The 12,480-nt window shown below is 37.6% G+C and carries 12 protein-coding genes and 1 riboswitch; of the genes, 6 read left to right on the top strand and 6 right to left on the bottom strand.

What is annotated here, in order from left to right; genetic code table 11:
• The first annotated feature begins 22 nt into the window (after positions 1-22).
• Positions 23-1,159, top strand: a complete 1,137-nt coding sequence (locus ACZZZC_RS05570; protein WP_463486705.1) for a M42 family metallopeptidase — start codon at positions 23-25, stop codon at positions 1,157-1,159.
• 199 nt (positions 1,160-1,358) lie between these two features.
• Here the strand turns inward: ACZZZC_RS05570 and ACZZZC_RS05565 are convergent, their stop codons facing one another.
• From ACZZZC_RS05565 to xth, 4 genes are all read right to left on the bottom strand, one after another.
• Complete coding sequence (locus tag ACZZZC_RS05565) at positions 1,359-2,483, bottom strand: PKD domain-containing protein (RefSeq protein ID WP_463486704.1); 1,125 nt, start codon at positions 2,481-2,483, stop codon at positions 1,359-1,361.
• Between the two features lie 21 nt (positions 2,484-2,504).
• Positions 2,505-3,614, bottom strand: a complete 1,110-nt coding sequence (locus tag ACZZZC_RS05560) for a YncE family protein (protein WP_463486703.1) — start codon at positions 3,612-3,614, stop codon at positions 2,505-2,507.
• Positions 3,615-3,620: 6 nt separating this feature from the next.
• Positions 3,621-5,654 carry a TonB-dependent receptor plug domain-containing protein gene (locus ACZZZC_RS05555; protein WP_463486702.1) on the bottom strand — a complete coding sequence of 678 codons (2,034 nt, stop codon included), beginning with the start codon at positions 5,652-5,654 and terminating at the stop codon, positions 3,621-3,623.
• 97 nt (positions 5,655-5,751) lie between these two features.
• A riboswitch (cobalamin riboswitch) is annotated at positions 5,752-5,945 on the bottom strand.
• Between the two features lie 195 nt (positions 5,946-6,140).
• Entirely contained in the window at positions 6,141-6,923 is a 783-nt protein-coding gene (gene xth, locus ACZZZC_RS05550) for an exodeoxyribonuclease III (protein WP_463486701.1), read from the bottom strand.
• A gap of 193 nt (positions 6,924-7,116) precedes the next feature.
• On the opposite strand from xth, the gene ACZZZC_RS05545 reads away from it, so the two are divergent.
• The 4 genes from ACZZZC_RS05545 to ACZZZC_RS05530 all read left to right on the top strand — a co-directional run bounded on the left by ACZZZC_RS05545 (position 7,117) and on the right by ACZZZC_RS05530 (position 9,374).
• Positions 7,117-7,560: an RNA polymerase sigma factor gene (locus tag ACZZZC_RS05545; RefSeq protein ID WP_463486700.1), complete on the top strand. Its 444-nt coding sequence runs from the start codon at positions 7,117-7,119 to the stop codon at positions 7,558-7,560.
• The gene (locus ACZZZC_RS05540; RefSeq protein ID WP_463485165.1) at positions 7,550-8,053 is read left to right on the top strand and encodes a hypothetical protein; all 504 of its coding nucleotides are present in this window, start codon (positions 7,550-7,552) and stop codon (positions 8,051-8,053) included. The genes ACZZZC_RS05545 and ACZZZC_RS05540 overlap by 11 nt, the downstream gene beginning before the upstream one ends.
• 73 nt (positions 8,054-8,126) lie before the next feature.
• Positions 8,127-8,708 (top strand): DUF1543 domain-containing protein, encoded by a 582-nt coding sequence (locus ACZZZC_RS05535; RefSeq protein WP_463486699.1) that lies wholly within the window; start codon positions 8,127-8,129, stop codon positions 8,706-8,708.
• Positions 8,709-8,786: 78 nt separating this feature from the next.
• A complete protein-coding gene (locus ACZZZC_RS05530) occupies positions 8,787-9,374 on the top strand; it encodes a DUF4142 domain-containing protein (RefSeq protein WP_463485163.1) in 588 nt (195 codons plus the stop codon).
• Positions 9,375-9,418: 44 nt separating this feature from the next.
• Here ACZZZC_RS05530 and ACZZZC_RS05525 read toward each other — a convergent pair whose 3' ends face one another.
• A complete protein-coding gene (locus ACZZZC_RS05525; RefSeq protein WP_463486698.1) occupies positions 9,419-11,137 on the bottom strand; it encodes an FAD/NAD(P)-binding protein in 1,719 nt (572 codons plus the stop codon).
• A 114-nt stretch (positions 11,138-11,251) separates the two neighbouring features.
• Complete coding sequence (locus ACZZZC_RS05520; protein ID WP_463486697.1) at positions 11,252-11,650, bottom strand: LytR/AlgR family response regulator transcription factor; 399 nt, start codon at positions 11,648-11,650, stop codon at positions 11,252-11,254.
• A gap of 142 nt (positions 11,651-11,792) precedes the next feature.
• Here ACZZZC_RS05520 and ACZZZC_RS05515 point away from each other — a divergent pair, with 142 nt between their 5' ends.
• Positions 11,793-12,209, top strand: coding sequence for a DUF1810 domain-containing protein (locus ACZZZC_RS05515; protein WP_463486696.1), 417 nt, complete (start codon positions 11,793-11,795; stop codon positions 12,207-12,209).
• The last annotated feature ends 271 nt before the right edge of the window (positions 12,210-12,480 follow it).

Raw genomic sequence — 12,480 nt, 5'->3', positions numbered from 1 at the left:
GAATCTAACATCATAAATAAATATGGCTAAGAAAAAAGAAGACGCTAACCTGCCAAAAACGGAGGATAAGAAAAAACATGTAACTGTTGTAACCAAAAATTCGTTACAATTTTTAGAAGAATACATCAACAATCCTGCTCCAACAGGTTACGAATGGGAAGGCCAAAAATTATGGCTAAACTATTTAAAACCATACATTGATGAGCATTTTGTAGACAATTACGGAACTGCAGTCGGTGTAATTAACCCGAAAGCTCCTTACAAAGTGGTAATAGAAGCGCATGCCGATGAAATTTCATGGTATGTAAACTACATTACCAGTGATGGTTTAATTTATGTCATCCGTAATGGTGGTTCTGACCATCAAATTGCGCCATCGAAACGTGTGAATATCCATACGGAGAAAGGCCTGGTTAAAGCAGTTTTCGGCTGGCCAGCTATCCATACGCGTCATGGCGAAAAGGAACAGGCGCCAGAATTGAAAAATATTTTCCTGGATTGCGGTTGCACTACAAAAGAAGAAGTAGAAAAATTGGGCATCCATGTGGGCTGCGTAATCACCTACGAAGATGAATTTATGGTATTAAACGATCGCTATTATGTTGGTCGTGCTTTAGATAACCGCGTTGGTGGTTTTATGATTGCCGAAGTTGCCCGTTTATTGAAAGAGAACAAGAAAAAACTACCTTTCGGTTTATACATTGTAAACTCTGTACAGGAAGAAATAGGCTTACGTGGAGCAGAAATGATTGCGCAACGCATTAAACCAAATGTGGCCATTGTAACTGATGTAACCCATGATACAACCACGCCAATGATCAACAAGAATACGCAAGGCGATTTATCAGCAGGTAAAGGTCCGGTGGTTTCTTACGCTCCGGCAGTTCAAACCAATTTGAATAAATTACTAATCAAAACGGCTGAGAAAAACGAAATTCCATTCCAACGCCAGGCTTCTTCACGCTCAACGGGAACGGATACCGATGCATTTGCTTACTCAAACGGTGGGGTTCCTTCGGCTTTAATATCTTTGCCTTTACGCTACATGCATACCACAGTAGAAATGGTGCACAAAGAAGATGTTGATAATGTGATTAGCTTAATTTACGAAAGCTTGTTGAACATTAAAGACGGTCAGGATTTTAGAGAATTTAAATAAAAATTTGGGAAAAGCTGACTAGCTGACCAACCTTTTCAAATTTTAGTCTCATTGAGCTTGTCGAAATACATCATTGTAATTTCGACAAGCCTTTCGACGACTGTTAGCAACCTTTCGGAGGCCGTAGGTTCTTGAAAACAAAAGCGCTACAAATGTTTCCATAAGCAGCGCTTTGTCATTGATGAGAAACGTAAAAAAATTACTTAATATTTAAGTCGGTTGCCCCCTTAACATCGGTAGATATTTCTCCGAGAATCCCAGCATTTACATTCTGTGCGGTGTAAATTTTAACAAAATCAATTGTACTTAAGCTAACCTTTTTACCTGCGCCATCAACCGCCCAAGCGATATCGAAACTATTGTACAATTTGGTTTTATAATCATCGCCAGTTGAATAGCTATCGGTGTATCCCCAATCGAACGCAGCATTGGTTACAATGCCCGAAGTACTGAGTGTCGAAGGCAATAAGGTTCCTTTGAACGTAATCTTATCTTGATTGGAAGCAAACAAAGGATAAAAATTGATGCGTTTCGCACTGTTATTTACAACACCACTATTGCCTTGGTTATCTGTCCAAGCAACATTTGCAGCAGCTTTTGGGTTAGTGTAAGTAATTTCATAGTTTTTAATAGTAGTTGTCTTTTCGTACTCGCTTCCAGCCAGTTCAAACCACTCATCATCTGGCAAACCATTACCGTTTTTATCCTGACTTACCATTACAATACCCGGCTCTGCAAAAGCATAGGGTGGACCGAAAGGGTTTCCATAGATGGCCAAATCGGCCCCGTTTTGGTTAACAACAGAATGGTCAAAGCCGAAAACAATGTAACCGCCAAAACCACCCAAAGAAACCATGTTGTTTGTACTCCCAATCAATTTTTGTGCTTGTTCTGGCGAGCCTAAACTTGCATTGTTAATGTGCTGACCAGGTGCTGGCGCATACTCGAAAACTTTACTGATAAATTTGCTACTGGTTGGTGTTACTGCAATTACAGGTACAGGAACATTAATGGTATAAGTATGCGAAAAACTGCCTGCCCCATTATAGCCTTTGTATTCGATAATATATGTACCAGAAGTAGTGGGAATAAAAGCGAAATTATACGCGGTACTTACTACTTTTCCATCCAATTTCCATTCGTGCTGGAAGCCTCTGCCGTCATTTGAAACTGCATATAATTCCGTTTTCGCATTCACTTTTCCAGTGAGGGAATTTTCAGTGATCCCCATTTTTCCATCAGGAGCAGTTTCTGCATCTTTTTTGCAACCGAAAAATAGGGTTGCAACCAGTAATACTGCAACTAGGTAATTGTTAATTTTCATTATTATATATTGATTGTTAAATTATTTAGTGTAGAAAACCAGGTGAGCAGGAATATCTCCTGTGGATACCGAAAACTTCTTTTTACCATTATTATCGATGGAATATAAAGTTCCTGGCGTAACATAATCCTTTGCATCGGTGATGTAAACGCCAGATGAGATGGGGTCAACCGCGATTCCATAAGGCATTACAATTTCTTTATCAGTGCCATCACTAATGAAGCCGCCTGGAATAATGGTTTCATCTTTCACATTGATTTTTGAATAAGAAATTACATTAGACATGGTTGCATTGCTCCAGGCGGTGCTAATGATGTAAGTAAAATCTTTATCAATTGCGAAATTGCTTGCTTCAATATCGAACTTCTTTTTTACCGCTTCCGTCTTCGTATCAACCACATACAAATTCGATTTTATATCACCATAATTTCCTCTGGAAGTAACATATAAATCACCATATTGATCTGCTTTTACACGGTGAAGGTTGATGGCAACATCAATGCGCTTAATTTCTTTATTGGTTGCCAGATCAACGACAGATAAGGTTCGCTCGTAATTGCTGCTGGTATAACCTCCAGAATTGGCTACATAAAGTCTATCGCCAACAACGGCCATTTCTTCTGGCTCACGGCCTACTGTGATTTTAGCATCCAATTTATAAGTTGCCGTATCTACAACTGCAACAAAACCCTCGTAAGCGGTTACGTATGCTTTGTTTTTATAAAATGTAAGGTATCTACAGTTCGAAATATCTACTTGAGCTAGTTTTTTTGCTGTTTTAACATCAAGGATTTCCAATTTTCCAGATCCATTTACAATTACATAAAGCTTAGAACCATAAATTTTGATATCATTCCCTACATCGCCCAAACCTAATGTAGCAGATGGGTTTGCTTGTCCGTAAATATTTTTTCTATAAACACCGGTAGCATAATCATAATAATCTATGGAGGCTTTATTCGAACCCCAATTTCCTTCGTTTAAAACATATAGTCCATTTACAGCTGTAATTCCCTGGCCAGGAAGTTGAGTTTGTTCTTCAGGAGTAACGCCTTTATCTTTCCGGCAAGACCACAAAATTGTAGTGAAGCAAAGTGCAGTTAATACTTTAATTGATAGCGATTTTTTCATTTTAGGTTAATTAAATTTGGTGATAAGTGTGATCCTGAAATTTCTTCCAGGCATTGGATAATTGAGTACCACATCGTAGTATTGATTAAATACATTATTTACTTCTGCAGCAATACTATAATTTACTTTTGCGTAATTGAAGGCAAACCTGACAATCAAATCATGTGTGTACCATGGCTCTACGTAGTTTACAGGGATGTTTGCCTTCTGGCTATAACGTTCGCCGGTGTAGATATAACTATAATTGAAGCTGATATTTTGATAGTCTAAGCCCAGCATTAAAGCGCCGCTATTCAATGGGATGTACGGAATCTGCTGACCAAAAACGGTACTATTCTGCGTAATATCGATGGCCTTTTCATAGGTATAATTGAATTTTGTGTTCAAATTAAAACCATTAAAATTCCAGTTGCTTTGGATGTTGGTTTCCAAACCTTTGATTTCTACTTTACCCAGGTTAACCATGCTCCACCTGAAGGGACTGAGCGTAGGAATGGCAATGATTTTATCGCGTACGGTGTTGTAATAAATATCTGTTTGGATAGAAATTTGAGTGAGCTTTACGGCCTCAAAGAATTTGGAATAAGTGAAACCTAAATCGTATTGCTTGGTATATTCTGGACTTAAATTACTGTTCCCAATCAGCGTGTAGTACAAATCGTTAAAGGTTGGCATCCTAAAAATGGATTTGTAAAAAGCCCTTAATCGGAAATCGTTATATTTAAAAGGCTGCCACGAGGCCATCATTGTCGGTGTATATTCTGTTTTATCGCGAGCTGAGGAATTGGTTTTCACCTGATCATTAACCAACGTTGCCAACACGTTACCTTGGATACTCAGGCGTTGCCAGTTAAATTTTGAAGCAAGAGCAATTAAAGCAGTCTGCCTTTTAGGATAGGCAAAGTTTTCCAGATTGGCATCTAATTGCTGATAACTGTAATCGGTTGATAAGGAAATATCCCAACATTTAAGAATCCGATATTGATTGGCTAACGATAAATATATTTCTTGCTGGGCATAACGATTGTCTAAAGCGCCAAAGAGTGAAACCCTTTCCGGATCGAGATATCGGATAAAATCGTAAGCGTATTTTGCATTTGCCAAGAATTGATACCTTTGATCTGTTTTGCTTTGATAGGAAGATTGAACAAAGAAATTATCATCCCATTGACGCTGGCTAAAATCAAACTTGTTTGCCACAATAGCGCCGGGCAAACCCCTCTCGCTATCGTAATTATAAATCCTCAGTTGCCATTTACTGCTATCGGCGGTATTGCCAAACAGCGCTGCTTCAAATCTTTTAGCAAAAATATCACCATTATGCCTTACTACTGTGGTGTCATAAACACTGTTGGTGTACCAATATTTGTATTTTCCATCCGCATGAATCAATTCTGCGTTTAGGCTTAGCGATAAACGGTCAGTGAAACGTTGATGAAAAATAGCCGATGGATCGAACAAGCCAAAGGAGCCGCCCTTTAAACTTAACTTTAAACTTCGGCGCTGGCCAAGATCGAATACAGGGCTTTGCGTTTTTAAATAAAGCGAACTGGCAGATGCAAATGCTTTTGCTGGCATCAGTAGTTCACTTTTCTGACCGCTATAAAGTGAAATTTCTTCGAGGTTATCCAAAGAATATTTACCCAAATCTACCTGCCCGTTTTGTGCATTTCCCAATTGTATCCCATCATAAAAAACTGCAGTATGGTTGCTACCCATGCTGCGAACGTTAATGGTTTTTAAGCCACCAATGCCCCCGTAATCTTTTAACTGTACTCCAGAAAAGTATCTGATGGCATCAGCAACAGAGAGCGCATTTAATTTTTTTAATGCCGTTCCGCTTAATATTTGCAAGGGTGTTGGCGAAATGTTTTGTAATAATTTTCGCTGATGCCGAATCTCGACTTCTTTTAAATTATTTGCCTTCAATGAGTCAGTTTGGGCAAGGGCAGATTGAGGCATAAGAATGCCTGTCCAGAAAATGAACGATAGGAACAGATAATATTTTATGCCATTAAAGGCATGTAAAAACCTAAACATTTTGTTGTGAGTTTAATCCCCACAGCAAACAGAATTACAAGAAATGAAAATACGGAATACCGAAAGTACCTCATCTCTAGCTTCAATCCCCGAAAGCTATGAAATATTGCAAGAGGCAGGTCTTCTGACTTACTCCCGGTTTTCTTGCCTTCCCACCTCGAAATCGGGGCAGTGGCTTAAAGAATAGAAAATCCGTTAATGGAGCTTACAGCTGCGGGACAGTTTTGGATTTACACCAAATTCCCTTTTAATTCCGGGTGTTAACCGGAAACCAAAAGCATGGCAAAGGTAGCCAAATTTTGAAAAGATTTTAGAAAAGTTTAGCCGCTGTTGAAATTTCTCAGAAAGCAAAAATTTCTTGCGGTTGTGGAAACTCACCTACTCGAGGCACTAGCATTTGAGGCTAGCATAAATTTGAGCTTTTAAACTTTCTTAATTAATCAATTTTAAAAAGCTTAAAAATTTGCAAAGCTATTTTGCTGATGCTTATTGTTCTACGTTACTAATTTCGATCCATACCGGGCAATGATCGCTTGTTTTTTCCCAGCCCCGAACATGCTTATCTACTCCAGCGCTTAAAAGTTTACTTTCTAATTGTGGGCTCAGAAGAAAATGATCAATGCGTAAACCGGCGTTACGGCCGTAGGCATTTCTGAAATAATCGAAAAAGGTATAAATCACTTCTTCGGGATACAGCTTTCTAATGGCATCTGTCCAACCCTGTGCTACCAGGTTATGGAAAGCTTCACGCACTTCCGGCCTGAAAAGCGCATCGTCAACCCATCGTTCCGGTTTATAAACGTCCAATTCAGTCGGCATCACATTGTAATCTCCTGCAAGCACTACGGGTAAATTAAATTCTAAAAGTTTCGCTGCATGGAGTGTTAACCGTTCAAACCAAGCCAATTTATATTCCAATTTTGGCCCAGGCGCAGGATTTCCATTTGGCAAATACAAGCAACCCACCACAACCCCATTGATCATGGCTTCAATATATCTACTGTGTAAATCTTCAGGATCACCAGGCAAACCGCGTTTAAGTTCCTTTATTTCATGTCCACGAGATAAAATAGCCACCCCATTCCAGCTTTTTTGTCCATGCCAGATAGCGTTGTAGCCGGCTTCGAGAATAGCCTTTTCGGGAAATTTCTCATCAGGCGCTTTTAATTCCTGTAAACAAACTACATCAGGCTTCGTTTCTTCGAGCCACTTTAATAAAACTGGTAAGCGCCCATTTACGCCGTTTACATTGTAGGTTGCTATTCTCATCGCTATAAAAAATTGATGAGGCTAAATTAATGAACAAATTTTTCCCTACAAGTTAAAATGGAATTAAAATTCAACTCGCTTTAACTTTAAAACATCTAAAAATCACGAAAAACTGATTAATTTTTCATTAATTGAAAGCATTTGTAATTTTTGCGCTTATCTTGCAATTATATTTAATCACTCCCGTTAGTAAATGTCTGAAGTTGCAATAAACATCCCAAAAGGTAACCAGAAGGATATTCATCAGTTATATGATAAGTATGCTGGAATGCTTTTAGGTTTTATAAGAGGTACGGTTCAAGATCATCTTAAATCAGAAGAAATTTTAGTTAAAATTATCTCTGCATTTGTATTGGAAACAAATGGCCAGCCTACTTCCTGGTTGCAGTTAAGGCAATTTGCAAGATTTAAATTGCCCGAATTTTCTTCTATAAATAATGAAAAACTAAGCGGTAATCACACGAATAATGAGTATTTAAATCTGCTGGATGAGGAGGAGCAATATATTTTCCAAATGGTTTATTATCAAGGAAAATCTATCAATCAACTTGTAGATTTATTAAATAAGAGTGAAAATATATTGCGTACCCAGTTGAAATCATCAATAGATAAAATCAGGAAAGCTCGTGGAAATTAAACAACTGATAGATAGCGGCCTAATGGAAACCTATGTTATGGGAGTGGCCACCGACGATGAAATTCAGCAAGTTTTGCGGGCAAAAAAACAGTTTCCAGAATTTGCCGAAGCGTTAACAAAGTTAGAAATGGATATGGAAATCCTTGCGCAAAGTATGGCTGTTCCGCCTCCAGCCAATGCATTATCCAAAATCGAACAAGAAGTAAATGAGATTATACTTCGTGAGCAAAATTTAAAGCTATACACTGAAACTGAAAGCAAGTTTAAGCATGCGGAACAAGAAAAAGTAAAACAAGACCGCTATATAGAAGTTGAGTCCGAATCGAACCAAATGCGCATCAGCAAAGCCTGGAGATGGGTTTTTGCGGCTGTTTTTGTTTTGGGCAAGATATTTTTAGGATTCGCGATCTACTTTTATCTCGAAAACAGACAGGCACAAGAACAGATTAAAGATTTGAAATTAGAGATTAACCAAATCAAAACTGTTAAGTAATCTATAGTGATAAAATATTATTTCCTAAAACGATAACAGGGTTTGCTGGTTATAGTTAATATAATTTAGCAATATGAACAATCAGTCATCAGAAAACGGAAATCCCAAGTTATATATGTTACTGTTGGGCTCAAAGGCGCCCAAAAGAAATGTGGAGCAACACGATTATTTCTTCGGCATTGCCAACTCATTAAAAGAATTGGTGCCAGAAATTAAAGCATTTTGGCCTGAGGCTGGCAATAGTATTCATATCGATGGCTGGCGTGAGGTAAACCAGGTTGATGGTTTTCGAATTGAAGTTAAGCCTCGAACGGCTGACCATTCATCCGCTCCCCATAAACTATTTTTTATCAACCTCGGTGGTTATCAATCCGGGAAGTTAGAAGAACAACATTATATCGTTCTTGGCGTAAAAGATGATCGGGCCTCGGCCATTCAGGACGCAAAGAAAACTGTTTTTTTTAAGACTAATTCAGTTAAAGGCGCCAACTCCCATATTGATGAAAAATATGGTATCGACATTGATGACATTTACAGGGTTGAGGATATACTAAGTCCGCAGCATAAAGAAAAATACCATATTAAGATTACACCAAACGCTACCCTTCCTGATGATGAGATTCATTTAGGTTATTTTAAACTCGATAAAATCTAGAAATACGTACTCCTTAAATATCTAAGCTAAACCTTTCTAAAAAAAACATGTTATTAGTTTACAACAAAAACCAATAATATGAAAAAGTTAGTTTATTTGATGGCCGTTTCCGTTTCGGCCTTAGCATTTCAAGCATGTGGCGGTGGAAATAAAGACGCCAAAGAAACAGCTGATAGCTTAAACATGAGTAAAGATACCACAAGCAACACGGCTGCAACTGGTGGCATATCAGTTGACAATGAAGATGCAAAATTTGCAACACAGGCAGCAGTAGGCGGAATGGCAGAAGTTGAAATGGGCAAACTTGCCCTACAAAAAAGCAGCAATGCACAGGTAAAAGAGTTTGCTACCATGATGGTAAATGATCACGGAAAAGCAAATACCGAATTAATGGAAATTGCAGCTGCTAAAAATATCACTTTACCATCGACTGTTGATGATGACCACAAAAAGAAAATGGACGATTTAAGTAAAAAGTCAGGATCTGATTTTGATAAAGCTTATGTTGATGCCATGGTTGATGGACATAAATCGACTTTAAAATTGATGGAAGATGAATCGAAAGATGGCGCTGATGCAGAACTTAAAGCTTTTGCTACCAAAACGGCTCCGGTAGTACAAACGCATTTAACTATGATCAATAAAATTAAAGATGGAATGAAATAAATTTCCATCCCAATAAAAAAATCGAGGCAGACGCCTCGATTTTTTTATGCACTTAGTTTTTTCATTACCTGTTCGGATGCCGCCTCGCAGAAGTCAATCCCCGAATAATCAGGATTATACCCACCTATGTAGGGAACGGCTAAAATATAAACACGTTCACTGGCAGTACCGTCTTCATCCACTACCTGAAAATAATCGTTAATGGTAATCCCTGGAACACGGAGAGAGAAATGCCCATTCTCAGTTTTCTCTACTAATTTATTCCCTTTTTTGTACGCTTCACTTCCTTTTTTAATATCCTTAAAGTTCAATTTTGCAGGGCTAACAATGCCCCCATCAATTAAACCTTGAAAAGGGAAATCTTCAAAAGATAAATGAGGCTGCCCTACACAATCGATAAACATTTTATAATGCTCGGCAATTGGCTTCCCATTTTCGTCTTCATAGTGGTAAGTAGCACCTCCTTTAGGATTTGGCTCTACCCTGCTATCTTCGCCAACAGATACAATATCGAGCACCCCGGCATCGTGGAGCGCCATTAAATCGCGACAAGAACTTTGAGGAACAAATGCAATTACAATTGAAATGAGTGGCATTAATACTTTTTGAAGCCTTTGCATATCTTCAGCAGGAAGATATTTTGCAGGGTAATTCATGGCAAAGCTCAGAACTGCCAAAACCTCTTTCCAATAAATTGATTCTCTTTTTTCGATCGACTTTTCTGCTTCCGCATATTCTTTCTTAAACAAATCGAATGGCGGCAATTTCTCCCGATAATCCATCATGGCCTCTACGAATGTTTCAAGATCCATATCTTTTATCCGTTCGTAAAACTTCGGCTCTTTCTTTTTAAACTGTTGTTTAAAGTTTCGGTCAAAAACAAAATCCAGGGATATAAAACCTCCATTTTTCTTGATATGATCTTGTACCTGCTTTTTGGTGAGCGTATTATCTTTTCCTAAATGGCTATCCTCCAAATGAAACCTAATGGCTGGTAAAAGGCCATTTCTGGAGTGCATGATAATTTTAAATTTACTGCTATTAGCATCTAATTTGAAAAGATAGGTCCCATCGTCATTCTGTGTAAACGTACCGTTGCTACGGGCAAGTGTTCGTATAGCGTCAACCGCGGTAAGAGATGATCCTTTAAGTGCTATAGAGTGGTTACAACGTAAAGCCAACTTTTTTGGTGGGTATGGCGAATCGAAATAGTTCGGGATTTTCCCTTCATGTTTTTTGGGCCAATTGTGGCCGGTACAAATAATAATTTCATCAAAAATCCCATCCTCTTTTCCATCTACTTTTACCGTAACTTTTTTTGTGCCTTTATCATCCAGAACATCCGTTATCGTGGTGTTTAAATGAACTTTTGTAATAATGGATTTTTTTTCTGCTTGTTCCATCAGCAAATCGAATTGTGCAGAAAGGTATTCTCCAAAAAACAATCGAGGCAAAACCTTGTATTCATTAAATTTTTCAGAATCAATGTCGAACTTTTTTAAAATACTTTTTGGGGCAATTTTAACCCAATCTTCAATAGAATTGAAAATAATGGGTATTTCATTATCAGATACATTTGTAATATGTTCTACTTCTGCACCTTCACTACTGTAAGGCATACCGGAGCCAAGATGTGCTTTCCGTTCAAAAATTTCTATCTCCAGATTTTTTAGTTCAGACTCAATAAGTCTTTTATACATAAAAAGGCCACTGGGGCCTCCACCAAGTATAGCAATTCTTTTTTTAGTAGTTTTTAGGCTCATTTAATAATGTAAAAAGGCGATATAATTAAAAAATTTCTTTGAATTATAAAGAAACCTTTCTTACAATCATTAAAAGCGAAAATTGTTTTGATGCAATGTTAAAAACCAGCTCGATTAGCGCATCACCTTTTGACGGTTTTCTCGATGTAAAACCTCATTAATTGCAGCCTGAAGTTTAGAAAATACCACCGGCTTCACTAGAAACATGTCTCCGTTAGCCCCAAAGGCCTCTAAAGCGTATTGATCGTACGAGGTTACAAAAAATATAAACCTCACTTTATCGCGAAGCACCTTTGCAACATCCAAACCACTGATATCCATTTTAATATCTAAAAATAAAAAGTCGATCTTATCTTCATCTTTAATGTTAATAATAGCTTCAGCTGGTTCGGTATAAGTTTCGGTTACATGCAGCCCTGGTATTTGATCTAGGAAGTTGGCGAGAACATCTATGCTGAGTTGATCATCATCAACGATTACACATTTATATAAAGTATTTTTTGAGTAGTCCATTTAGATTTTTTTACGATAGGAGCAAACCATAAGCCAAATATTGCGTTACAACCTGTAGTTTTTTGACTACATCGATGTTTTTACTCCTTTATCATCGAAAACCTTCTTGATCAATTAGCGTTATAAAAAGAGATAATGAGCTATGGAACGATTAAAAAGATTTCTTTCGGCACAGGAAAAAGACTATAAATTAGCGCTTTCAGAAATAAAAAAAGGAAAGAAAACCAGTCATTGGATGTGGTATATATTTCCTCAGATTATCGGGCTAGGTCACAGTGAAACCGCTAAATTTTATTCGCTACGCGATTTAAAAGAAGCGCAAGATTTTTTGGAGCATCCAATATTAGGAAAAAGATTAATAGAAATTACAGCGGAAGTGATCAAACATAAAAACAAAACTGCCCATGAAATTTTTGGATCTCCTGATGATTTGAAATTTCACTCATCGATGACATTATTTTCTTTGATACCTGGAAGCGATGCATTATTCAATACCGCATTGCAGACCTTTTTCAGCGGCAGGCCAGATATAAAAACAATTGAAATTTGCACACAATAATTTGGATAGATTAAAACCAATGTGCTAATTTGCTGTTTCAATTATAATTCATTCATGTTTGAGCGCATGTTTGGGTTTAGATATGGGATAGGCTTAATGCCTATCCTTTTTTTGTTCTATCTATATTAATAGATCGACAAATAAAATAGGAACCTCTGCAGACTTCAATTTCACTATATAAAACTGATGCAAACAGATTAGCCATACTCGCTGGTAGATATTTGAGATTGGCCTTTGAGTTATCAACATTTATTTCATTTTGTGTAAAATT

The sequence above is a fragment of the Pedobacter sp. AC212 genome (assembly GCF_979258625.1).
The sequence above is the reverse complement of the archived record's forward strand: the minus strand, read 5'-3'. Positions and strand labels throughout refer to the sequence as shown.